Source organism: Paraburkholderia heleia NBRC 101817, from assembly GCF_000739775.1.
GTDB lineage: Bacteria > Pseudomonadota > Gammaproteobacteria > Burkholderiales > Burkholderiaceae > Paraburkholderia > Paraburkholderia heleia.
In genome coordinates this window covers 1-22,682 of record NZ_BBJH01000025.1, presented here as the reverse complement: position 1 = coordinate 22,682, position 22,682 = coordinate 1, and the positions used below count along the sequence as shown (strand labels likewise).

Here is a 22,682-nt window from a genome sequence, read left to right as displayed (position 1 = left end):
CCATACGGAGGCCGCATGACGAACCTTTCGACTGTGGAATTGCCGCCCACGCGAGCGGGCGCGCGCACCTGGTGGGCGTTGACCGTGCTGCTGATGGGCACGCTATTGCCGCCGCTCGACTTCTTCATCGTCAACGTGGCGCTGCCGTCGATGCAGGCCGACCTGCATGCCAGCGCCGCCATCGCGCAGCTGGTGATTTCGGCCTACGCGGCGACCTACGCGATCTTTCTCATTACAGGCGGCCGGCTAGGCGACCTGTACGGACGGCGGCGCATCTTTCTCGTGGGGATCCTCGCGTTCGCGGCGGCTTCGGCCGTTTGCGGGCTCGCCAGTTCGCCCGCGGCCCTCGTGACGGGGCGCATCCTTCAGGGGGGCGCCGCGGCCGTCATGGCGCCCCAGGCGCTTGCCTCGATCCACGCGCTCTTTCCGGCACCTCAGAAGGGGCTTGCGCTCAGCCTCTTTGGCGCGGCCTATGGGATTGCTGCAGTCGCCGGCCAGGCGCTCGGCGGCGTGCTCGTGTCGGTCAACGTCTTCGAATCTGGCTGGCGCAGCATTTTTCTGATCAACCTGCCTGTCGTGATGGTGGCCGCGCCCGCAGCATACTGGCTCGTGCGTGAAAGCCGCTCGGACCACCCGGCGAAGCTCGATCCCGGCGGCATGGTCTTGCTGGCCCTGGCGCTGGCCGCGCTGGTCGTGCCGCTGATCGAAGGCCGCGAGCACGGCTGGCCGGTCTGGACGTGGGCGTTGCTCATTGCCGCCGCGCCCCTGTTCGCGATCTTCTGGCGCTACGAGGCGCGCGTCGCGAACGCCGGTCGCGACGCACTCGTGCCGCCCGTCATCTTCACCGCGCCAGGTCTCGTGCGCGGGCTCGTTGCCACGCTCTTCTTCTATTCGCTCGCACCGTTCTTCATGATGTTCGCGATTTACGTGCAGCGTACACTCGGGCTCGCGCCGCTCGAAACCGGATTGCGTATTCTGCCCCTGGGCGTCGGCTTTCTGGTCGGGCCGCTGCTCAATCCCCTGATTGCACGCCGGCTCGGGCACCGTGCGGCGGCGGCAGGCATGGCAGTCGAGGGATGCGGATTACTTTGGACTGCCATGCTTGTTCACGATGGACGTCTTCACGCGCTGGGCGCGTCGCTCTTTCTGATCGGCTTCGGCCAGGGCGTCGCGTTGCCTGCCCTCGTCAGGCGCAATGTCGAATGTGTCGATCGACGCTGGTCCGGTCTTGCCGCCGGGCTCGTCAGCTCGATGTTGCAGGTGAGTGCCGCGCTCGCCGTGGCGCTGCTCGGTGGCCTGTTTTTCGCGCTCGCCGGGCCGGATGCGAGCAGCGCGCACGTCGCTCGCGCGTTTGCGACGACGATTGCAATTATCGGCATTCTGCTTTTCGTTGCAGCGTTTCTCGCCGGTGGCAGCAATAATCGCGTGCCGCAATTGCGCAAACAGCACGTATGAGATTAACGGCTTCCATCGCGTCTGCATGAAACGATGGCCATGCGCCGGGCCGCGTGATTAACACGGCCTGCGCGCCATGCCGCGATAACGGGCAAGCGAATCGTCGCTTTCTAAATTTGTTTTCATCTGGAGTGCGCCGCAACTTAAAGCATGCGTTCCGATTGGGCACCGATAATACCTCCCAGTTTCAGCACTGAGAGGAGCGCAATATGCAAAAGCCGCTGTCGATCGAACTCGTCAACGAATACGGCCAGCACGCGGTATGCGTAAAGGTAAGCGGTCAAGCCGCCCTGCTCGACACGCCTGATGTGGACGGCCTGATCGAAGAACTCAGCAAGCTGCGCGCGCACATGCAGCCGGCGGTGCCCGAGCAGCCCTTGCGGTCGCATCAATATGTGCTCGAGATCGATCCGTGCTGGTACACGGAACGCAATCCGCTCTTCGACGGCGTCGTGCTGTTTCTGCGCCATACCGGTCTCGGCTGGGCAGGTTTCGCCATTCCCACCGAAAGCATGCATCGGCTCAAGGCCGCGCTCTCGGCGCACGAGGCCGCCGCGCAGCGCGAAGCGCACGCCTATGGGCAGGCGCTGCCCAATTAGGCGCGCTGCCGGCCCGCTCATTCTTCCCGTCTGATCACGCACGAAGCGTGAATGAAACGTCGCCGCCTTGCCCGGCGTCGATGCCCGCGCTCGCCCTCGTGGCGGCGCGTCTTCCCAGGACTATCGCCCATGAACCAGCTCCAAGCCATGCGCGTCTTTACGCGCGTCGTCGATCTGAGCAGCTTTAACCTGGCCGGCAAGCAGCTCGGCATGTCGGCCGCGGCCGTCACGCGCAGCGTCGGCATGCTCGAAGCGCATCTGAACATGCGCCTCCTGAACCGCTCCACGCGCAGCCTTTCGCTCACCGAAGCCGGACGCCTCTACCTGGATGGCTGTCGTGCCGTGATCGAAAAGCTCGATCAGGTCGAATCGGAACTCGTGCGCGCCACACGCGACCCGAGCGGCATACTGCGCATCGCCGCGCCCGCCGTGTTCGCAAGCTCGGGACTGCCCACGATGCTCGGCGCGTATCGCGCGGTCAATCCGCGCGTGGAATTCGACGTGACGGCATACGACACGCACATCGACCTGATCGAAGGCGGCTTCGACGTGTGCTTCGCGACCGACCGCCAGAGCGTGAACGCCTCGCTCGTGAGCCGCAAGCTCACCTCGATCAAGGAGATGCTCGTGGCCACGCCCGCCTGGCTCGCGCGCCACGGCATGCCGCGCGAACCCGCCGAACTGGCCGAGCACGGCCTGCTCGCGGTTTCCGATGCGCCGCGCCACTGGGAGTTCTCGAACGCCGAGGGTGTGCAGCGCATCAACGTGAACGGCCCGATGACGGCCAACGGCTATGCAACCGTGCGTGCCGCCGCGCTCGCGGACATGGGCGTCGCGCTGCTGCCGCTGCCCCTCGTCGCCGACGACCTCGCGCGCGGTGCGCTCTTGCCCGTGCTCAACGCGTTCGACGTCAACGGCGGCGTGCAGCACATCTCGATCGTCTATTCCGGGCGCAATTACCTCACGATGAAGATCCGCAGCTTCATCGACTTCGCCGTGGAGCAGTTCCGCACGAACGTGGCGCAGACGCGGTCTGCGCCGCTGCGCGCGGTTGCCTGATGCGGCTTCCCGTTTTTTTCGTCACTACGCGTGCAAAGCCATGCCCAGAATACTAACCATTGAAGACGACGCCGTTACCGAGCGCAGCGTCGTGCCCACGCTCGCCTCGACCGGCTTCACCGTCGACGTTGCCCGCTCGGGCCGCGAAGGCATTGCGATGGTGATGGCGGGCGACTATGACGTCGTCGCGCTCGAGCGGCGCCTGCCCGACCTCGACGGTCTCACGATCGTCACCACCATGCGCGGCGTGGGTATCGAAACACCCGTGATCGTGATGAGTTCGACGACCGGTGTGGAGGAACGCATCCAGGGTCTGCGGGCCGGCTGCGACGACTATCTCACCCGGCCGTTTTCGATCGACGAGATGTCCGCCCGTGTCGAAGCGCTCGTGCGCCGGCGCACGCGCCCCGCCACGACAGAAACCGTACTGCGTGTGGGCCCGCTCGAACTCGACCTCGTCAAGCGCCGGCTCAGCTGCCGCGACAAGGTGCTGCGCCTGCGCCCCACCGAGTTGCGCGTGCTCGAATTCATGATGCGCCACGCGGGCCAGGTGCTCACGCGCACCATGATCTTCGAAGGCGTGTGGGGCGGCCGCTTCGACCCCGGCACCAATCTCGTGGACGTTCACGTGGGACGCCTGCGCAATCGCGTGGACACACCCGGTCAACCCTCGCTCATCCGCACGATACGCGGCTCGGGTTATCTGCTCGGCTGACGCCGTCTTCCATCTTGCCGCCGGTCTCACTGCTGCGTTTCATTTCGCACTCCTGCAAGCGTCATGAGACCGGCGCGCAGCTAAATCTTTTTTCATTTGCCTGGCTCCCGCGTGTTAGGACGCGCCGGACACAATACCGGCGTCGTCTGCACCCACGCGTGGCGCGCAGCCTTGCGCATGAACGGAGCCCCATCTGATGCTGAAAATCGTCCGGCTAGCCTTGAACCGTCCGTATACGTTCATCGTGCTGGCTCTCCTGATCCTGATCGCGGGCCCGCTCGCGGCGTTACGCACGCCTACCGACATCTTTCCCGACATCCGCATTCCCGTGATCAGTGTCGTGTGGAACTACGCGGGCCTGCAGCCCGACGACATGGCGGGCCGCATCGTCAGCTATTACGAGCGCACGCTCGGCACCACCGTCAACGACGTGGCGCATATCGAGTCGCAGTCGTTTCGCGGCTACGGCGTGGTGAAGATCTTCTTCCAGCCGACGGTGGACATCCGCACGGCCACCGCGCAGGTCACCTCGGTTTCGCAAACCGTGCTCAAGCAGATGCCGCCCGGCACCACGCCGCCGCAGATCCTCAACTACAACGCGTCCACGGTGCCGGTGCTGCAGCTCGCGCTCACGAGCCATACGCTCGACGAGCAGAAACTCGCGGATTACGCGACCAACTTCATCCGTCCGCAACTGCTTTCCGTGGCGGGCGTCGCCATTCCCACGCCTTACGGCGGCAAGGTGCGCGAGGTGCAGATCGACCTCGACCCGCAAGCGCTGCAGGCGAAGAAGCTGTCGGCGCAGGATGTGGCGACAGCGCTCGCTCAGCAGAACCAGATCATTCCGGCAGGCACGCAGAAAATCGGCCGCTATGAATATAACGTACGCCTGAACAACAGTCCGCTGACGATCGATCAGCTCAACGCGCTGCCCATCAAGACCGTGGATGGCACGGTGATCTATATGCGCGACGTGGCCCACGTGCGCGACGGCTATCCGCCGCAAAACAACATCGTGCGCGTGGACGGCCACCGCGCGGTGCTCATGAGCATCATGAAGAACGGCTCGGCTTCGACACTCGACATCATTGCCGGCGTGAAAGCGAAGCTGCCGCTCATCGAGCAGTCGTTGCCGCCGGGGCTCAAGCTCGTTGCCCTCTCCGACCAGTCGGTGTTCGTGAAGGGCGCGGTGAGCGGCGTGGCGCGCGAAGGCCTGATTGCGGCCGCGCTGACCTCGGCGATGATCCTGCTCTTTCTCGGCAGCTGGCGCTCGACGCTCATCATCGCCGCCTCAATTCCGCTCGCCGTGCTGGCCGCGATCGCAGGGCTCGCCGCGTGCGGCGAAACGCTCAACGTGATGACGCTCGGCGGCCTCGCGCTCGCGGTCGGCATACTCGTGGACGACGCCACTGTCACGATCGAAAACATCAACTGGCACCTCGAGCAGGGCAAGGACGTGCGCAGCGCGATCCTCGACGGCGCAGCGCAAATCGTCATGCCGGCGCTCGTCTCGCTGCTTTGTATCTGTATCGTCTTCGTGCCGATGCTGCTGCTCGACGGCATTGCGCGCTTTCTTTTCGTACCGATGGCCGAAGCCGTGATTTTCGCGATGATCGCCTCGTTCGTACTCTCGCGCACCTTCGTGCCCATGATGGCGCGCTACCTGCTCAAGCCGCACGCTTCGCAAGGCCACGCCTCGGGCGAACTGGCGGCCGTCATGGCGCCGCATGGCGCGCACGACCACGCGCCGCCCACGCGCAATCTGCTCGTGCTGTTTCAACGCGCGTTCGAACGTCGTTTCGAACGCGTACGGGCAGGCTATCGCGTCGTGCTCGGTCTCGCGCTCACGAACCGGCGCCGCTTTGTCGTGGGCTTTCTCGTTATCGTTGCGCTTTCGTTCGCGCTCACACCGTTCCTTGGCCGCAACTTCTTCCCCAATATCGATTCCGGCGAGATCGCGCTGCACGTGCGTGCGCCGATCGGCACGCGCGTCGAGGAAACCGCCGATCTGTTCGACCATATCGAAGACACCGTTCGCGAAGCCATTCCGCCTGACCAGCTCACAAGTGTGATCGACAATATCGGACTGCCAAACAGCGGTATCAACCTGACCTACAACAACAGCGGGACGATCGGGCCGCAGGATGGCGACATCCTCATCTCGCTCGCCGAGTCGCACGCGCCCACCGCACAGTACGTGCGCGAGCTGCGCACGGAATTGCCGCGCCGCTTTCCGGGCACGACGTTCTCCTTCCTGCCCGCCGATATCGTGAGCCAGATCCTCAACTTCGGTTCGCCCGCGCCGATCGACGTGCAGGTGAGTGGACCGAACCAGGCCGCAAACAAGGTCTACGCGAACGCGCTACTGCACCGGATTGCCAGGATCCCCGGCATTGCCGACCCGCGCATCCAGCAGGCATCGACTTATCCGCAGCTCACGGTTGCCGTCGACCGCTCGCGCGCCGACGAGCTCGGCATTACCGAGCAGGACGTGACCAACTCCGTGGTGGCGAGCCTCTCCGGCACGAGCCAGGTGTCCCCCACTTACTGGCTCAATCCGAAGAATGGCGTGTCCTACCCGATCGTCGCGCAAACACCGCAATACCGCATGACTACGCTTTCCGACTTGCAGAACCTGCCGGTGACGGGCAGGAGCGGCAGCTCGCAGATACTGGGGGGCATTGCCACGATCACGCGCGGCGTGAGCGACGCGGTCGTCTCGCACTACAACATCGAACCGCTCTACGACATCTATGCGACCACGCAGGGCCTCGATCTCGGCGCCGTCTCCTCGCAGATCAACAAGGTGATTCACGCGAGCGCGAAGGACTTGCCGAAGGGCTCGACGGTCACGATGCGCGGCCAGGTGCAGACCATGAACAGCGCATTTACGGGTCTTCTGCTGGGTCTCGTTGGTGCGGTGGGACTCATCTATTTGCTGATCGTCGTGAACTTCCACTCGTGGAGCGATGCGTTCGTGATCGTGAGCGCGCTGCCCGCCGCGCTTGCGGGCATCGTCTGGATGCTCTTCACCACGCACACGCCGCTGTCCGTGCCGGCGCTCACAGGCGCGATTCTCTGCATGGGCGTGGCGACCGCGAACAGCATTCTCGTGGTGTCGTTCGCCCGCGAGCGGCTCGCCGTTACCGGCGACGCCATGCGCGCCGCGCTCGAAGCCGGCTTCACGCGCTTTCGCCCGGTGCTCATGACCGCACTCGCCATGATCATCGGCATGGCGCCGATGGCGTTCGGCATGGGCGACGGCGGCGAGCAGAACGCGCCGCTCGGACGCGCCGTGATCGGCGGCCTGCTCTGCGCGACGTGCGCGACGCTGTTGTTCGTGCCCGTGGTGTTCAGCCTCGTGCACAAGGGCAACCAGGACCACAACGAAGATAGTAAGCCTGACGAATCATCCACGGATCAACCTGCCCTCGAATCGGGAGAAGCCCATGTCTACTGAAATCGACATCGCCTCGCCGCAGCCGCTGCGCCACCTGAAATCCACTGCCGCCATCGCGTTGATGGTGGCGGCCGGCATCGTGTCCGGCGGCATCTTCAGCCGTGTTCACGCGCATCAGGAACTCGCCACGTGGACCGACGCGCAGGCCATTCCCACCGTCGCGACCGTGCAGCCGCAAGCGAGCCCGGCATTGGAGCCGCTCGTGCTCCCCGGGCGCCTCGCCGCCTATATCAACGCGCCGATCTATGCGCGTGTGTCCGGCTATCTGCATGCGTGGTACGCCGATATCGGCACGCACGTCAAGGCGGGCCAACTGCTCGGCTTGATCGACACGCCCGACCTCGACCAGCAGCTCCAGCAGGCGCGCGCCGATCTGCAGAACTCCGTCGCCAACGAGAAGCTTGCCGCCACCACGGCCAGGCGCTGGACCGAGATGCTCAAGCAAGACTCGGTCTCGCAGCAGGAGGCCGACGAGAAAACCTCCGACCTGATCGCCAAGCAAGCCACCATGGAAGCGAACGAGGCCAACGTGCGGCGGCTCGAGGCGCTCGAGTCGTTCAAGCGCATCACGGCCCCTTTCGACGGCATCGTCACCGCACGCAAGACCGACGTGGGCGCGCTGATCGACGCCGGCAGCGGCAGCGGCCCCGACCTCTTCACGGTCTCCGATGCGAGCCAGTTGCGCGTGTACGTAAGCGTGCCGCAAAGCGACGCCGCCTCGATCAAGCCGGGCATGCACGCCACGCTCACCGTGCCCGAGCGCCCCGGCGTCAAGTTCGACGCGAAGCTCGTGGACACCGACCAGTCGATCTCGCCCGCTTCGGGCACGATGCTCGTGCAGCTCGCCGTGGACAACAAGCAAGGCCTGCTCTTCCCCGGCGAGTACACCGAAGTCCATCTCGCGATGCCGGGCGACGCGCACGCGCTCTTCGTGCCCGCAAGCGCGCTGATCTTCCGCGCGCATGGCATGCAGGTCGCCGTCGCGGACGCGCATCAGCACGTGCAGTTGCGCGACGTGACGATCGGCACGGATCTCGGCACGCGCGTGGAGATCACTTCCGGCCTGCATGCGGGCGAGCGCGTGATCGACAATCCGCCGGATTCGCTCGCGAGCGGCGACCTCGTGCGCCTCGCGTCCGCCAATGCGCCGGGCGCGCAATCGACGCAAACCGCCGCCATGCACGACCCGGAGCGTGCGCATGGCTAAGCCGTTCGTGCCTGCGCACACGTTGCCCGCCGTTGCACTTGCGGCCGCCCTGCTGCTCTCGGCGTGCTCGTTCGCACCTGCGTATCACGCGCCCACCACGGCCATCCCCACGCACTTCAAGGAAGCAGGCGACTGGCAGACGGCACGCCCCGCAGATCAGCTCCCGCGCGACGGATGGTGGCGCGCGTTCGGCGACCCCGTGTTGAACCAGCTCGAGCCGCAGGTTGCGAAGGCGAATCCGAACGTCGCCGCAGCGCTCGCGCGTCACGACGAAGCCGATGCACTCGTCGCGCAGGCGCGCTCGGCACTGCTGCCGACCGTCGGCGCAGAGGCGGACGTGTCGCGCGAGCGCCAGTCGGCGCTGCGCCCGCTACGTGGTCCGGATCAGCCGAACGTGTACGACTCGAACACGCTCGACGTGGGTATCGGCTACGACATCGACCTGTGGGGCAAGGTGCGCAACGAGGTAAAGGCTGGCGAGGCCTCGAGCGTGGCGAGCGAAGCCGATATCGCTTCGCTGCAACTGAGCCTGCAGGCGAAGCTCGCCACGACGTGGTTCGATCTGCTCGGACTCGACCAGCAGTCGAAGCTGCTCGACGACACCATCGCCGCCTATCGTCACGCGCTGGAGCTCACAGAGAGCCGCCATCGCGGCGGCATTGCTTCTTCGCTCGACGTCTCGCGCGCGAAAACACAGCTCGCCTCCGCGCAGGCCGCGGCCGATGACGTGAGCGCGCGCCGCGCGCTTTACGAGCACGCCATCGCCACGCTCATCGGCGTGCCGGCCTCGCAGTTCAACGTCGCACCGGACACGATCCGCCCGCACCTGCCGAATCTGCCCGCGGGACTGCCGTCGGCGCTGCTGCAGCGGCGGCCCGATATTGCTGCCGCGGAGCGGCGCGTCGCCGCTGCCAACGCGCAGATCGGCGTGGCGAAGGCCGCGTTCTTCCCCGATCTCTCGCTCGGCCTGGACGGCGGCTTCCAGAGCGACACATTCTCGCCGTGGATCGTCGCGCCCAACGAGATGTGGTCGATCGGGCCCACGCTCATGATGACGATCTTCGACGGCGGGCGCCGCGCGGCCGTTGTGCGCGGCGCCCAGGCAAAGCTCGCCGAGAACGGCGCGCAGTACAAGGCGACGGTGCTGGGCGCGTTCCAGCAGGTCGAGGACAACCTCGCCCTGCTGCACCATCTCGGCGACGAAGCCCAGCGCGAAGACGAGGCGCTTACGGCGGCGCAGCGCACCCTTACGCTCTCGATGTCGCGCTACCGCGACGGCGTGGTGAGCTACCTCGACGTCGTGACGGCGCAAACCACCGAACTCTCTACGCAGATCGCTTCGCTGGAGCTGGACACACGGCGCCTCGATGCCACCGTGGGCCTCATACAGGCGATAGGCGGCGGCTGGAGCACGCAGGATCTGCACGAGGACAAGGCAGCTTCCTGAACGCGCGCGAAGCGGCGCCAGCCGCATTGATCGCCGCTCGAACCCCGCCTCTGCGCGGGGTTTTTCTTTTCACCGAATCCTCTCACGCCGATAAACGTTTCTTCATGATGCTGCATCGGGTTCGATAGGGTGACCTAACTATTCTACTCACACCGGGATGCGATCTATCGCATTCGCTGACCGGCTAACCGATCTCACTCCTGGAGGAATAGTCACATGAAGACGCTCATGATCATCGCTGCGCTCGCCGGTGTCGTCACCACCACGTCAGCTTTTGCCCAAACCCCGGCGCCTGCGGGCGGCGCGCAGACCAGCCCGCCCGCAGCAGCCACCCAGGTCGCGGCGAACAACACCGCCCCCACGGTCGCGCCCGGCACATGGGTACCGCCTTATGGGCAACCGGTCCATGAAAAGACGCGCGCCGAGGTGTACCACGAGCTTGTTCAGGCGGAGCAGGATGGCCAGCTTGCGTACCTGAACTCCACGCTCTACGCGCACTGAGCACGACAGGCAGGGCTTGTCAGGCACGGATGAACGGCACGCTGTCAGCGTGCCGTTTGTTATTCGATGTTCACAAACTCATGCGTTCACGCCCGGATAGGTAACCGGTTCCCACAAACGGTTACCTCAGCGCACATCAGTCGGATGTCGGCAAGGTCAGTTGATAGCCGTAGCGGCTGATGGTATCGATGCGCACGTCGACGCCCTCGCGCGCGAGCTTGCGGCGCAGCCGCGAAACGACGAGGTTGACGGTCGAAGCGTCGATGTCGTCCTTATCGGGCCACGCGTAGCGGATCATCTGCTCGCGCGGCACAGGGACGTTGGTTTGACGCATGAGGCACTCGACGAGCAGGTACTCGCGGCGCGTGAGTTCCGCGCGGCGCGCACCCTCCACGATCTCGCGCGTACCCGCATCGAGTTGCGGCGCGTTCTGGACGGGCTGTGCGCCGCTTGCGGCCTGCGCGGGCTGTGGGCCCTGCACGCCGCCGCCGCACGCCGCCGTGGTGCGCAACAGCGCGTGCATGCGCTCGTGCATTTCGATGAAAGAGAACGGGTAGCGAAAGCACGCGTCGGCGCCCGCGCGCAGCACCTTCGAGCGCTCGGTCGCGCTCGCTTCGATGCCGAGCACGGCGATGATCGTCGCGCCGGCCGCGACCGTCGAGAGCCCGGGAAGGATGCCGTGCAGCACAGGCAGCAGCGCGCTGTCGAGCGCCATGACGATCACTGCATCGAATGGCTCCTCGCCAGCGACGAAAAGCCCGTCGCGCAGGTCTTCCGCGCGTTCCAGGCTATGCGCGCTTTCCTGCAGGGCCTTCTGGAGCCAGGCGCCTTCGGCGTGATTCGGGGAGATGAGGAGTATGCGCATGACGGCGAGAGCCCGACGGCTGGTCGGGAAATGTCAGACGAGAGAGCGCGGCCAGCATTCCACGCTCATGCGCGTACCCGGGCCGCCCGGCGTCTCGCCAGCCAGTTCGCGTGCGTCGTCGATGCGCAGCGTGAAATCGTGGACGCGCATCACGGCGGCCACGACCGACAGCCCCAGGCCCGAGCCGGCGATATGACGCACCGCCTCGCCGCGATAGAACCGTTGCAGGACCGCCGCGCGCTCGCCGGGCGCAATGCCGGGACCGTTGTCCGCCACATCGAGCAAGGGGCCGAGCGGCGTGGAGCGCAGCGTCACGCTCACCACGCCGCCTTGTGGCGCGAACTTGATGGCGTTGTCGATGAGATTGTTGAACGCCTCGAACAGCAGCGCGCGGTCGCCGTGAATCTCGGCGACGGGCTCGGCTGCGATGCGCCATTCAAGCTTGCGGCTCTCGGCGAGCGGCTCGTAGAGGTCGGCAAGCTCCTGTACCAGTTCGTGCAGGTCGACGGTCGCAAAGCCGCCGCGCCTTTGCAGCGCGCCGATCTCGGAGATGCGCAGCATGGCGCGGAAGCGTTCGAGCAGTTGGCCCGTTTCGCTGCGGGCCTGATCGAGCAGCACCGTACCGGCGGCGTCGCCGCGCACACTGTCGCGCTCGGCCACGCGTGCGAGCAGCGTGTGCAGATGCACGAGCGGCGTACGCAGGTCGTGCGCGATGCCATCGCAGGCGCCCTTCACTTCGCCCATCAGCCGCTCCACTTCGTCGAGCATGTGGTTCACGAGATGGGCGAGCATGTCGAGCTCGTCGTCGCCGCCTACGGGCAGGCGCCGATCCAGGTCGCCGCGCGCAATGCATTCGGTCACGCGGCGGATCTCGCGTACGCGGCGGATCTGGCGCATGCCGAACACGAGGCCGCCCGCCGCCGCCGCCAACAATGCGAGCACGGCGCCCGCCGCGAGCGTGCGCACCATGATCTTGCGAATACGCAGCACGCTCGTCATGTCGCGCGCGACGACGAGGCGCAAGCCGCTCGGCCGCACCTCGCCCATGGCGCGGACCACAGGCGAAACGTCGCGATCGCGCAGCTTCACCGTATGCGCGTGGGTGCTGCCTTCGCGCTTATAGGTCAGGTTCGGCGGGGGCGCGAGCAGGTCGCCCGCGACGTAACGGCCGTCACTCGTAAAGAGCCCGCAATAATTGACGTGCATGCGCTCGTGTTCGAGCCGCTGATGGATCGCCTCTGGCAACTGCGCATCGGGGATCGAATCGAAATAGATGAGTTGCCAGCCCATGATCGAATCGGCGTCGCGCTCGATCGTCGTGCTCGCGGTCCATGCAATGAAGCCGACCAGCAGCGTGAGAAAAACGCCGAACAGCGCGGTGTAGGCGCACAGCCAGCGGAACGTCGTGGTGGGCCAGCGCCGGCGCAAAGGCACAGACGCGGCGGGAGAAGAACGACTCGACAAAGCGGTTTATCCGAGAATGTAGCCGGAGCCGCGCACGGTCTGAATGAGCGGCGGCACGCCCGGCGGATCGATTTTCTTGCGCAGGCGGCCCATATGCACGTCGATCAGGTTGGTGCCCGGATCGAAATGGTAGCCCCATACGGCTTCGAACAGCATGGTGCGGGTGATGGTCTTGCCTGCATGGCGCATCATGAATTCGAGCACGCGATACTCGGTCGGCAGCAGCACGACTTCTTCGCCGTCGCGGCGCACCTTGCGCGAAATGAGGTCGAGTTCGAGCGGTCCCACGCGCAACGCGGTTTCGCGAGCGACGTTCGCGGCCTGACGGCGGCGCAGCAGCACTTCGAGGCGCGCGGTGAGTTCTTCGGGGTCGAAAGGCTTGGTGAGGTAGTCGTCGCCGCCCGCGCGCAGGCCGCGTACGCGTTCATCGACGTCGCCGAGCGCGCTCAGCATCAGCACCGGCGTCTGAATGCCGACCGTGCGCATGGCCGTGAGGATCGAGAGACCGTCCACGCCCGGCAACATGCGGTCGAGCGTAATGGCGTCGTATTCGTCGCTCATCGCGCGCGCCATGCCGTCGCGGCCGTTATCGACCCATTCGACCGCAAAGCCGCGCTGCGTCAGTTCGCTGACGATCTCGTTGGCTGTGACGGCATCGTCCTCCACCGTCAAAACGCGCACCTGACTCATCTTTCTCGCACTCCGTCGTGCCGGCGGCACGACTATTCGGGAGCCTCGAGTTTACCGTTGCGCCCGCGCCGCGCCGCGATTCCTTTCATGAAATTAAATTTAAGGTTGCAACGGCAATACGGTCGCGCGCGCGGCGCCTGAGCGCTTACGTATCGTTTACGCCGACGATCGTCTGCCGCGCGTGCAGATCGAGTTGATAGCCGTAGCGGCTCACCGTCTCGACGTTCGCCTGCGCGCCGTACGACGCGAGTTTGCGCCGCAAACGCGACACCACGAGGTTCACGCTCGACGGCTCGACGTCGGCCTTGTCGGGCCACGCATAGCGAATCAGCTGCTCGCGCGCGACGGGCGCGCCCGCATGGCGCAGCAGGCACTCGACGAGCAGATACTCGCGCGTGGTGAGCGGCATGCGCCGGACGCCCTCCACGAGGTCCCGCGTGGAGGGGTCGAGGCGCACGAGCGGTGCGCTCGCGTGAACGAGCGCGCCGCGGCGCAGCGCCAGCATACGCTCCTGAATTTCGATAATGGACCAGGGCTGCACGAAGCACGCATCGGCACCCGCGCGCAGCAGGCGCGCGCAGTCCGCGGGTGTCGCGCGCGCGAGCGCAACGACGATCGCCGGCGCGTCGGACAAGCGCGTAAAGGCTGCGAGCGCGGTAGCGATGCCGTCGTGCGCCTCAGGCGCGGCAGCACAGAGGAACACCGTGTCGAACGGCTCCTGCGATGCGAGATAGACGGCGTACTCGACGTTATCGGCAACCTCGACGCTGTTCAGGCTCTCGCTCAGCGCCTTGTAGAAATAACTTCGTTCGGCAGCCAAGGACGAACACAGCAGGAGCCTCATGGATCATCGGCCCAATCATTGGCCCGCTTGGCCGTGGCGCGCTCGATGCGTCCAGCAGTCGAGCGTGACGATCGTCCCGGGATTCGCCGCGCCGAAGGCAAGGCGAAAATCGTGCAGCCGCACGATCGCCGAGACGATGCCGAGCCCGAGGCCGGTGCCCGGAAGGTGGCGCGTGCGCTCGCTGCGATAGAAGTTTCCGAGCACCGCAGCGCGCTCGCCGGGCGCGATGCCGGGTCCGTTGTCGGCGATGGCGAGTTGCGGTCCGCGCGCGAGCGCGCGCAACTCGACCTGCACCGCGCCGCCGCGCGGGGCGAATTTGATGGCGTTGTCGAGCAGATTGCTCAACGCTTCGAAGAGCAGCGCGCGGTCGGCGTGTATGGGTTCGACCGGCGCTACAGTGGCGTGCAAGTCGATGGCTTTTTCCTCGGCAAGCGGGGCGTAGAGTTCGCATAGCTCGTGCACGAGATCGGACAGGGCCACGCTCGCAAAGCCGCGGCGGCGATCGATGGCGCCGATCTCCGAAATGCGCAGGAGTGCGGAGAAACGGTCGAGCACGGCATCGGCCTCCCCTCGCGCGCCGACCAGCACGCCGGCGAGCACCGCCTCGCCGCGCTGCTCCATCGCAACGGCCGCGTGTGAGAGGCGCAGGCGCAATCGCGTGAGCGGCGTGCGCAGATCGTGGGCAATGCCGTCACATGCACTCTTCACCTCGCCCATCAGGCGCTCGACTTCGTCGAGCATGCGGTTCACGAGGTGCGCGAGCATGTCGAGTTCGTCGCGCCCGGCGACCGGCAGCCGCATCGCGAGGTCGCCGTTCGCGATGCGTCGCGTGGCGCGCTTGATCTGGGCGACGCGCCGGATCTGCCGCATGCTCAGCACGAGTCCGGCGCATAGGCTAGCGGTGAGACACAGGAAGCCGCCTCCGATCAACGCCTTCATCAGTTCATCATGAACGTGGCGCACGTCGGAGAGCGTGCGTGCGACGACGAGGCGCGCGCCGTCGGGTCGAATCTCTCCCATGGCGCGCAGGGACGATCGCGCGAAGCCGGGATCGAGCGCGAACGTCTGGCCGCGCGTGTGCTCGTGCGACTGGCCATAGTGTCCCAGCACAAGACCCTTGGGCATCGTGCGGATATCGCCGGCGAGCCAGCGCCCGTCCGGTGCGAACAGGCCATAGAAGTTATCGCGCCGGTCGGGACGTCTGAGGCGCGCGTCGATGGCGCCGGCAAGGCTCGTATCGCTGCGCGAATCGAAGTAGCGCAGTTGCCAGCGCAGGCCGCTGTCGGTTTCGCGCATCATGGCGCGTGTGACTGAGTATTCGATCACGCCGAGCAGCGCCATGAACGCGAGCGAGAAGATGGTTGCGTAAGCGGTGAACCAGCGGAACGTGGTCGTCTGCCAGTGGTCGCGGCCAATGTCCCGCACGTCCGGTGCTGCCCGCGACGACGCCGGCACGAACAAGCCACGCCCGAGCGCCACCCAGGCAGGCAGGTTCATCGTGCGCCTCGCATGCGCGGCCCCGAGTCGTGCAAGGCTGGCACGCGTGCGGCCGCGCGCCGTGCGCGCGGTGCTTTCTCGCTGACTGACATGGCTACCCCCGATGGCAATGAATGGTCGGCTCGACGACTCACTGGCGAACCCACGAATGCGGATGCGCTCGTGCCTGGCCATCATAGTGGCGCGCCCTCGACACAACGGCATCACGGCAATGAAGAGCGCGTCATCTTCTTACTGGCGCATAACGCGCACCTGTCATCCTGTCAATTCGTGCGTACGCGAAGTGTCGTGTCGTGCGCGTGTGAGACAGATAAACCTTTTGTCATCCGGCTGAGCCCGATCCGGCGTCGGCACCTCCTTATCCTCGAAGCCGTTTTTCCGCGCGTTGGCGCGTTGTCATCTCGTTGCGGGTTCATCAAAAGGAGGATTCATCATGAGGTCATGGCTGAAGTTCGTATGGGTGCCGTTTGTGGGAGCGGTGAGCGTAAGCGCGGTCGCCGCCCCGCATCTGACACAACAGGAATGTCACAGCTACCCGTTCGTCAAACCGGCCCACGAGGTCACGCATGCGGACTTGATGCGGGAACTCGGGGAACTCGAGGCGGCAGGTTACGAACCGAACATGGACGACAACGATTATCCCGCCAATATCGAAGCCGCCCAGCAGCGTCTTGCCGACGTGTACCGCAGCGATTGCCTGCCGCAGCACACCGCGGCCGCGGCTACCTTTCCCGCGAAGTCAGACTGAGATCGCAGGCGCGCAGCGGGCCATAGGTCACCGATGGAGTTTGTGCAGTGCACCTTGGCCGGTTTGCGCCTGGTTTTCCGTGATCGCTTTGGGTTGCTGCTCAAATGGACCCTCGGACCCTCGGTGTTTCCCATATCTGGTGACCTGAGTGGGGTAACCGGAAATGGGAGGAACGTCGGATCCAGGCGCGCGTATTCCAGGTCGCTCGTCCCCGTGATCTGGAATCAGCGATTGTCCTGGGCCGGCACAGCGCTTCGCAGCCGCACTCCACTGGGTTGCGTAGCCGTCCAGCCGATCCCATAGGCCGTTACCTTTGAACGAAGAATGACACCATAGACGGAGACCATCCGGGTGGTTTCTCCAATAAATCAATGATCTGGTTATGGATCTCGATGTAGATTCTCAGGAAAAGAGGACGTAGGTAATGATTTGTGGTGCCCGCAAAGCGTTGTCAATGGGCCAGGTAACCAGGAATGGGGCCACGGAGGTTGGTGACCACTTACATGTGTTTAGGTCCCCGGTTTTGGGAGACGTCTTTCTCATCGAACGCGTGTTTCAGTGTTTACCTTTTACGCTTTAACAACTTTAGTAAACCTTTAGACGCCACAAACCCTTACCAGGCAAGGCTTTGCGGCCGATTTGGTGGCGTGTTATGGGATTTGCGGTGCCGGGTATGGGAGTTTCGGGTTGTGGATATGGGACTTCGGTAACCGGGCATGGGGTTGACGGGTTGTGGATATGGGGGGAAGGTCGCCCGCTATGGGAAATGGCTCGGTTTGGCGTTCAAGTCACCGTTTATGGGAATCACCGAAGGTCGCCACTTATGGGATGGGTGCCTTTCCTGATGGCGTTTCCGGGGCCTCCTCGCCCGAGTTCAGGTAACCGTTTTTGGGAATCTGCCAGGGTAACCGGATATGGTGGGCTTTCGGGGAGGCATATCGGGCGTCACCGAGCGCCGAATCGGCGCCTCCGCGTGAATCCTTGCGTGTAAGGAAGGTAGCTGAACCAAGGTAACAGCCTATGGGATGTGCTATGGGTCGCAGGTTATGGGGGAAGGTGCTGATTTGCAGATCTGCGAAGCCACATTTTGCCGATGCGTGGGTAACCATTCATGGGAGCCGGTTCAGGTCACCATTTATGGGCGCCATGAGCGTGCCCAGGCTTGGCCGACCCATTTCGGGCGGCAACCGGAATAGCGACGTGAGTAATCCCATGGACGGCTACCTGACGAGCACGAATTCATAGAGTGAGTACTCACATCCAGCCTGAAGGTCACCGGCTATGGGATGGTTTTCAGGGCGCGCCGATCCAAAGGTCACCAGTTATGGGCTCGTCGGCGGACTCCGCTTTGAGTGCCCGGGACGGCTTCCCTGTGGCCGTCGAGACAGGGAATCGCCGGCTGTCAATGCTCTTTGCCCTTGGGTGTCGTGCCACGTCACGATTGCGTTTGCGGCCTTGAGTCACCTGGTCGGTTGGTATACAGTTACCCACCGACCAGGTTCCCTTTCAACGTGGGTCATATGGCAAGAAAAAAGGCCGAAGCCGGCGACGCCGACAAGCAAGGTGCACTCGTATTCCAGCAAGGCCAGCCGCCTGATCTGTTCCGCAAGGCCGTTCCGGCGATTCATATCGCGCCGAAATCCGGATCGATCAGCCTGCAGCAGCGCAAGATGTTCAGTTCGCTGATCAAGAACGCCATTCGCCAGGATTCCCTCGACCGCGGCCGCTCGTCGTTCGAGATTACGATCTCCGCCCTCTCCCAGGACGTCGATCTGAACAGCAACAACACCGAATACGTCAAAGAAACGATCAACTCGCTCATCAGCACGGTCGTCAACTGGGACTACCTCACGCAGGACAAGCGCAGCATCTGGAAAGCGTCGGGTTTGCTTGCCGGTGCCGAACTCGAGCGATCGGTATTGCGCTATACCTTCTCCGAGCAGATTCGCGGCGAACTGCTCAATCCCGAAATCTACGCGATGATCGACATGCGCATCACGCGTCAGTTCAGGAAGGCACATTCGCTTGCGCTGTGGGAGAACGTCGTTCGCTACGAAGCCGTGGGCGTGACGGCGCGCTTTCCGCTCGCGACGCTGCGCGACCTGATCCTTGGGCAAGATACTTCGGCGCAATCGTACAAGCTCTACAAGCAGTTCAAGAGCCGTGTGCTGGTGCCCTGCATCAAGGAAGTCAACGAGATTTCGGATCACCTGTTCGAGCTCATCGAGCACAAGGTGGGACGCTCGGTTGTCGCCCTGCAGTTCCGTGTGACCCGCAAGCCGGAGACCGATCCGTCCCAGGAGCTGCGAGCAAACGAAACGCTGCTGATTGGCGAGATGTCGAAGTTCAGCATCCCGGTTTCCGAGGCGCGGCGCCTGCTCAAGCAGTACGGCGAGGACAAGATTCGCACAGCCGTGGCCTATACCGCGGCGCGCGTGGCGCAGAAAAACGCAGCGCCGCTCGCTAACGTTGCGGCGTATTTCCGCAAGGCGCTAACCGAGGGCTACGAGTTGCCTGGCGCGAATGCCGCCTCGCCCGCCGCCGACGCTGGCCGCGCGCGCGAGAGTCAGGATCAGGTGAAGGACCGCTATATCGCCGCGAAGATCAATGAGGCGCGCGCCTACTTCAACGAGCTCGAGTACGACGACCAGACTGCACTGATCAAGCGCTACAACGAGACGGTCGGCATGGACAAGCTCAAGGTGTCGACGGCGAAGGTGCCAAGCAAGATGGCATCGACGAACTTCTTCCGTTGGGTGGTGCTGGACACCTGGGGCCAACCGACTGCTGCCGACCTGCTTGAATTCCTGTTGAGCGGGCAACAGGCGCCGGCTGGGGGCGAAGGCTTGCAGACCGCGGAAATCGATCTTGCGTTGAAAGCGCGGGACGGGTGAAGGCAATCGAAGAAACAGGACGGCGGCTTCGGCCGCCGTTTTTTTTGAGCAAATCGCTGTGAGTACACGTGAGTTACGTGCAAGGAAATTTGACTAAATATACCGACGTAGAAATCGTAGATAAATATGTACGTTGAAACGTCCGTGCGTTAGAGGGGCTGAATCTTTGCTGGTGCGCCAGTTTCGACTGCTAGAGTGCCTCGGAGTGATGTTCGTGTTTCATCTCCGCTTGTCGCAGGTGCTGATGCCGGCTGGTTAGATCCACTTGCTGTTACAACGCATTCTGTCGTCCTGGATGGCGCAGCTCACGCGTCAATATCCTTCCCGAATCCCGATGAGTGAATCTCCACGTGGAGATTCGCTGGTCAACCGTACTGGCCGGATCGTTTCTAGTTCGTCTACATCACAGTCAAAGCGCTGGGTTGCTCCAGGTCAAGTCGACGAATCTCCACGTGGAGATTTGCGCGATGCATTCCTCAATGCCCTCCGCCTGGACCGACTGAGTGCACCCACCCAACTCAAACCTCCTATTTACCGTCATATCGGCATTACGCGGCTGTGCAAAGATATTGTGACCCATCGATCAGCGAGCAGTCCGGGACCCTGCATCTTCGATGGTTTTCTGCGATCTCCACGTGGAGACAGTTCCGAGCGTTGTTGAAACATCGCAATCTAGCTAATCCGCCCGCTCGCCGATCTTCCGGTACTTGTCTAATCCTTATCCGTTCGGCCAATTGGTTGTGAACTGACAACGTCAGAGACGGAAATCCTAGAATTTACTTTAAGTTGCCATTAGACTCTCGAATGACCTGCTGGAGTCTCCACGTGGAGAGTGCGTCTGGGAGGCTCGTCCGCTATTGAACAATTGCATGGAGAAACGAATGGGTCTCGTGATAGCCGTAGCGAACCAAAAAGGTGGGGTTGGCAAAACCACCACCAGCATGAATCTGGCTGGGGCATTTCAGGCGGAAGGCTATAAGGTCTATGTCGCCGATGCCGATGGTCAGCAATCTTGCATGAGTTGGTGTGCCGCGGCGGGTCCTGAAACACCCCTGCCGTTCCGTGTCGGCAGCATTCACAAGCTGGAGAAGATGATTGGGCCAGAAATCGCCGCGCTGGCGAACGACTACGACGTCGTTATCGTCGACTGTCCGCCCAATATCAATGACCTCACTACTGCGCGAGTTCTTGCCGTCGCGGACGCCACTGTCATTCCGACGGATGCATCGCCGATCGACATCTGGAGCAGCGAGGGGATGATGGAGTTGGTCGAGCGAACCCGCGTTGCCAACCCGGCCGGAAAATTTGCAATTTTGCTGAATAAATCTAATTCGAAGACGCTGCTGCACACGCAGATGAGCGCCATCCTCGCCGAGAGCAACGTCCGCGTGTTTTCGGCAACCATCAAGCAGCGCGAGCTCTATCGCCAGACGGCAGCGCTTGGCCGCACCGTCTTCGATGTGCGCGGCGTGCGTGGGGCGAAAGTCGCGAAGGACGAAATCAGCGCCGTTTACAACGAGATCATTGCGCTGGTTCAGGAAGAAGAAGAGGTGGTCGATGGCCGCTAAGCTGAATTTCACCAGCAAGGTCCGCGCGGGCATGGCTGCCGAGCGTGTTTCGGCTGGCGAGCGTCTCGCCGAAGCCGATGTCGTTAATATCGCGCAACGCGACGCGGGCGCACCCAACGCCGTGGACACGCCGTCCGCCCAGCCGGCCGAGGCCATCGAGGCGCCGCTTTCGCTGCACGCGGTCAGGAAGATTTCGGTCGAAGATGTCGTCTCCAATCCGTACAATCCGCGCGCGTTTTACAGTGCCGAGACGATTGACGAACTGGCCGAAAGCTTTGCGACGCAAGGGCAGATTACGCCGATCCTGGTCACGAAACTCTCGGCGTTTCCCGGCAAGTATGTGATCGTCGACGGCGAGCGGCGTATTCGCGCTGCGCGTTCGCGCGGCGACAAGTTCATCGACGCCGATGTGCGCGAGGGTCTCGACAACCAGAACCTGTACCTGCGCGCCTATCACGCTAACAAGGAGCGCGAGGAACAGACGGTATTCGACGATGCGCTCGCCTGGAAGAAACTGCTCGACGATCGTGTCTACGTCGACCAGATCGAGCTGGGGGTGGCCGTAGGCGAAGATCCGAAGCACATCAGCAAGGTGATTGCGCTCACGTCACTGCCGCCGTATCTGCTACAGAGGATGGCGCAGAATCGTAAGGACGTCGGACTCGGACACGCCTACAACATCAAGCTGATCTTCGACCGGGCGGGCCCAACGGTCGCCGAGCATTGGCTTGCGCAAGTGATCGAAGGGAAGGCGAGCGTACGCAAGCTCGAGGCGGCGGCTTCGGCTGAAGCGGGCGCGCGCAGCGTGGGACCGCGTCGTACGCATTACCAGTCCCGCGTCCAGTTCAACCGGCCGGACGGCGTTGCGTTAGGCGAACTGAAGCTGTTCGGCGATGGGCGCGCGGAGTTGAGTCTGAAGGGCATCGCGCCTTCCGATCAGCAACGTCTGGCCGAGCGCGTGAAGGCGGTCATCGAGCAGTGGGCTTCGGAAATGGACATCACCGGCACGGCCTGAATGTCGCGAGCGTCGGCTAACGGTAGCAGGGGAGGGCGTCGTCAGGCGCCCTTTTTCGTGGTAGCCGCGATAGGAGCCGAACGCGAGCCACCACCGGGGTCGAATCCGTGAAACAGCTGAGAAAAAATGCTGAATCAAGCTTAATTATTTGAAATCAATGAGTTAGATCCAGTTTTCTAGAATGTTTCACGAAACATGCTCGCCGGGGCAGGATTAAATCCCACTTTTTCCGTTGTCAGTCATGGCGACATTCATCCAACACGGAAAAAGTAGCAAAAATTACGTAATTTGTAGTGCATCGCAGATGACAAGATTGCGCGAGATTGACAATCCCTGTCCCCCAGGTCATTCTCCTCAAAATGAACTGCCGCCTTTTCACGATTGCGCTGATTATTAGCACCATTCAACGAATGGTGGGTTAGCGTACGTCTGGTAGCAGTGACAACAACCCGCCCCAAGAGGCGGGTTTTTTGTTTCCGCCTCCTGGCCAAAACGAAAGTGAGTACAGGAGCCGTCATGCAGGTGCATCAAAGCCGCCCTACCGCCCAAGCAAACAAAGCCACCGAAGTCGCCGAAGCTGCTGATTCCGCTCAGTCCCGTCGCGACGAAAACGACTATCTCCGCAAGATTCTCACGGCGCGTGTGTACGACGCC

Annotated in this window: 17 protein-coding genes; 12 read left to right on the top strand and 5 right to left on the bottom strand. The window is 63.5% G+C overall.

Annotation, left to right across the window (positions count from 1 at the left end):
- Window positions 1-15: 15 nt before the first annotated feature.
- The 8 genes from BHE01S_RS20935 (at window position 16) to BHE01S_RS20900 (ending at window position 10,443) form a co-directional block, all read left to right on the top strand.
- Window positions 16-1,455 (top strand): MFS transporter, encoded by a 1,440-nt coding sequence (locus tag BHE01S_RS20935; RefSeq protein WP_042267313.1) that lies wholly within the window; start codon window positions 16-18, stop codon window positions 1,453-1,455.
- A 209-nt stretch (window positions 1,456-1,664) separates the two neighbouring features.
- Window positions 1,665-2,054, top strand: a complete 390-nt coding sequence (locus BHE01S_RS20930; protein WP_042267311.1) for a hypothetical protein — start codon at window positions 1,665-1,667, stop codon at window positions 2,052-2,054.
- A gap of 129 nt (window positions 2,055-2,183) precedes the next feature.
- Window positions 2,184-3,113, top strand: a complete 930-nt coding sequence (locus BHE01S_RS20925) for a LysR family transcriptional regulator (protein WP_042267309.1) — start codon at window positions 2,184-2,186, stop codon at window positions 3,111-3,113.
- Window positions 3,114-3,153: 40 nt separating this feature from the next.
- The gene (locus BHE01S_RS20920; protein WP_042267308.1) at window positions 3,154-3,828 is read left to right on the top strand and encodes a response regulator transcription factor; all 675 of its coding nucleotides are present in this window, start codon (window positions 3,154-3,156) and stop codon (window positions 3,826-3,828) included.
- Window positions 3,829-4,024: 196 nt separating this feature from the next.
- Window positions 4,025-7,288 carry an efflux RND transporter permease subunit gene (locus BHE01S_RS20915; RefSeq protein WP_042267306.1) on the top strand — a complete coding sequence of 1,088 codons (3,264 nt, stop codon included), beginning with the start codon at window positions 4,025-4,027 and terminating at the stop codon, window positions 7,286-7,288.
- The gene (locus BHE01S_RS20910; protein ID WP_042267304.1) at window positions 7,278-8,495 is read left to right on the top strand and encodes an efflux RND transporter periplasmic adaptor subunit; all 1,218 of its coding nucleotides are present in this window, start codon (window positions 7,278-7,280) and stop codon (window positions 8,493-8,495) included. Before BHE01S_RS20915 ends, BHE01S_RS20910 begins: the two co-directional genes overlap by 11 nt.
- On the top strand, window positions 8,488-9,942 hold the full coding sequence (locus BHE01S_RS20905) for an efflux transporter outer membrane subunit (protein WP_042267473.1): 1,455 nt from the start codon (window positions 8,488-8,490) through the stop codon (window positions 9,940-9,942). The genes BHE01S_RS20910 and BHE01S_RS20905 overlap by 8 nt, the downstream gene beginning before the upstream one ends.
- A 216-nt stretch (window positions 9,943-10,158) precedes the next feature.
- Window positions 10,159-10,443, top strand: a complete 285-nt coding sequence (locus BHE01S_RS20900) for a DUF4148 domain-containing protein (RefSeq protein WP_042267301.1) — start codon at window positions 10,159-10,161, stop codon at window positions 10,441-10,443.
- 136 nt (window positions 10,444-10,579) lie between these two features.
- Here BHE01S_RS20900 and BHE01S_RS20895 read toward each other — a convergent pair whose 3' ends face one another.
- The 5 genes from BHE01S_RS20895 to BHE01S_RS20875 form a co-directional block, all read right to left on the bottom strand.
- Window positions 10,580-11,308 (bottom strand): response regulator transcription factor, encoded by a 729-nt coding sequence (locus BHE01S_RS20895; protein ID WP_042267299.1) that lies wholly within the window; start codon window positions 11,306-11,308, stop codon window positions 10,580-10,582.
- 33 nt (window positions 11,309-11,341) lie between these two features.
- The gene (locus BHE01S_RS20890; RefSeq protein ID WP_042267298.1) at window positions 11,342-12,736 is read right to left on the bottom strand and encodes a sensor histidine kinase; all 1,395 of its coding nucleotides are present in this window, start codon (window positions 12,734-12,736) and stop codon (window positions 11,342-11,344) included.
- 42 nt (window positions 12,737-12,778) lie between these two features.
- Window positions 12,779-13,453: a response regulator transcription factor gene (locus BHE01S_RS20885; RefSeq protein ID WP_042267471.1), complete on the bottom strand. Its 675-nt coding sequence runs from the start codon at window positions 13,451-13,453 to the stop codon at window positions 12,779-12,781.
- A gap of 154 nt (window positions 13,454-13,607) precedes the next feature.
- Entirely contained in the window at window positions 13,608-14,306 is a 699-nt protein-coding gene (locus tag BHE01S_RS20880) for a response regulator transcription factor (RefSeq protein ID WP_042267296.1), read from the bottom strand.
- Window positions 14,307-14,321: 15 nt separating this feature from the next.
- The gene (locus BHE01S_RS20875) at window positions 14,322-15,803 is read right to left on the bottom strand and encodes a sensor histidine kinase (RefSeq protein WP_084069071.1); all 1,482 of its coding nucleotides are present in this window, start codon (window positions 15,801-15,803) and stop codon (window positions 14,322-14,324) included.
- A 433-nt stretch (window positions 15,804-16,236) separates the two neighbouring features.
- On the opposite strand from BHE01S_RS20875, the gene BHE01S_RS20870 reads away from it, so the two are divergent.
- The 4 genes from BHE01S_RS20870 (at window position 16,237) to BHE01S_RS20855 (ending at window position 22,028) form a co-directional block, all read left to right on the top strand.
- Window positions 16,237-16,551, top strand: coding sequence for a DUF4148 domain-containing protein (locus tag BHE01S_RS20870; RefSeq protein ID WP_042267295.1), 315 nt, complete (start codon window positions 16,237-16,239; stop codon window positions 16,549-16,551).
- Window positions 16,552-18,071: 1,520 nt separating this feature from the next.
- On the top strand, window positions 18,072-19,445 hold the full coding sequence (locus BHE01S_RS20865) for a replication initiation protein (protein WP_042267294.1): 1,374 nt from the start codon (window positions 18,072-18,074) through the stop codon (window positions 19,443-19,445).
- Window positions 19,446-20,326: 881 nt separating this feature from the next.
- A complete protein-coding gene (parA, locus tag BHE01S_RS20860) occupies window positions 20,327-21,013 on the top strand; it encodes a ParA family partition ATPase (RefSeq protein ID WP_042267293.1) in 687 nt (228 codons plus the stop codon).
- Window positions 21,003-22,028, top strand: coding sequence for a ParB/RepB/Spo0J family partition protein (locus BHE01S_RS20855; RefSeq protein WP_042267292.1), 1,026 nt, complete (start codon window positions 21,003-21,005; stop codon window positions 22,026-22,028). Before parA ends, BHE01S_RS20855 begins: the two co-directional genes overlap by 11 nt.
- The last annotated feature ends 654 nt before the right edge of the window (window positions 22,029-22,682 follow it).

What these genes read in the sequence shown, in the direction of transcription:
- BHE01S_RS20935 (WP_042267313.1), top strand. Translation starts at nt 16, where the DNA reads ATGACGAACCTTTCGACTGTGGAATTGCCGCCCACGCGAGCGGGCGCG.
- BHE01S_RS20930 (WP_042267311.1), top strand. Translation starts at nt 1,665, where the DNA reads ATGCAAAAGCCGCTGTCGATCGAACTCGTCAACGAATACGGCCAGCAC.
- BHE01S_RS20925 (WP_042267309.1), top strand. Translation starts at nt 2,184, where the DNA reads ATGAACCAGCTCCAAGCCATGCGCGTCTTTACGCGCGTCGTCGATCTG.
- BHE01S_RS20920 (WP_042267308.1), top strand. Translation starts at nt 3,154, where the DNA reads ATGCCCAGAATACTAACCATTGAAGACGACGCCGTTACCGAGCGCAGC.
- BHE01S_RS20915 (WP_042267306.1), top strand. Translation starts at nt 4,025, where the DNA reads ATGCTGAAAATCGTCCGGCTAGCCTTGAACCGTCCGTATACGTTCATC.
- BHE01S_RS20910 (WP_042267304.1), top strand. Translation starts at nt 7,278, where the DNA reads ATGTCTACTGAAATCGACATCGCCTCGCCGCAGCCGCTGCGCCACCTG.
- BHE01S_RS20905 (WP_042267473.1), top strand. Translation starts at nt 8,488, where the DNA reads ATGGCTAAGCCGTTCGTGCCTGCGCACACGTTGCCCGCCGTTGCACTT.
- BHE01S_RS20900 (WP_042267301.1), top strand. Translation starts at nt 10,159, where the DNA reads ATGAAGACGCTCATGATCATCGCTGCGCTCGCCGGTGTCGTCACCACC.
- BHE01S_RS20895 (WP_042267299.1), bottom strand. Translation starts at nt 11,308, where the DNA reads ATGCGCATACTCCTCATCTCCCCGAATCACGCCGAAGGCGCCTGGCTC.
- BHE01S_RS20880 (WP_042267296.1), bottom strand. Translation starts at nt 14,306, where the DNA reads ATGAGGCTCCTGCTGTGTTCGTCCTTGGCTGCCGAACGAAGTTATTTC.
- BHE01S_RS20875 (WP_084069071.1), bottom strand. Translation starts at nt 15,803, where the DNA reads ATGAACCTGCCTGCCTGGGTGGCGCTCGGGCGTGGCTTGTTCGTGCCG.
- BHE01S_RS20870 (WP_042267295.1), top strand. Translation starts at nt 16,237, where the DNA reads ATGAGGTCATGGCTGAAGTTCGTATGGGTGCCGTTTGTGGGAGCGGTG.
- BHE01S_RS20865 (WP_042267294.1), top strand. Translation starts at nt 18,072, where the DNA reads ATGGCAAGAAAAAAGGCCGAAGCCGGCGACGCCGACAAGCAAGGTGCA.
- parA (WP_042267293.1), top strand. Translation starts at nt 20,327, where the DNA reads ATGGGTCTCGTGATAGCCGTAGCGAACCAAAAAGGTGGGGTTGGCAAA.
- BHE01S_RS20855 (WP_042267292.1), top strand. Translation starts at nt 21,003, where the DNA reads ATGGCCGCTAAGCTGAATTTCACCAGCAAGGTCCGCGCGGGCATGGCT.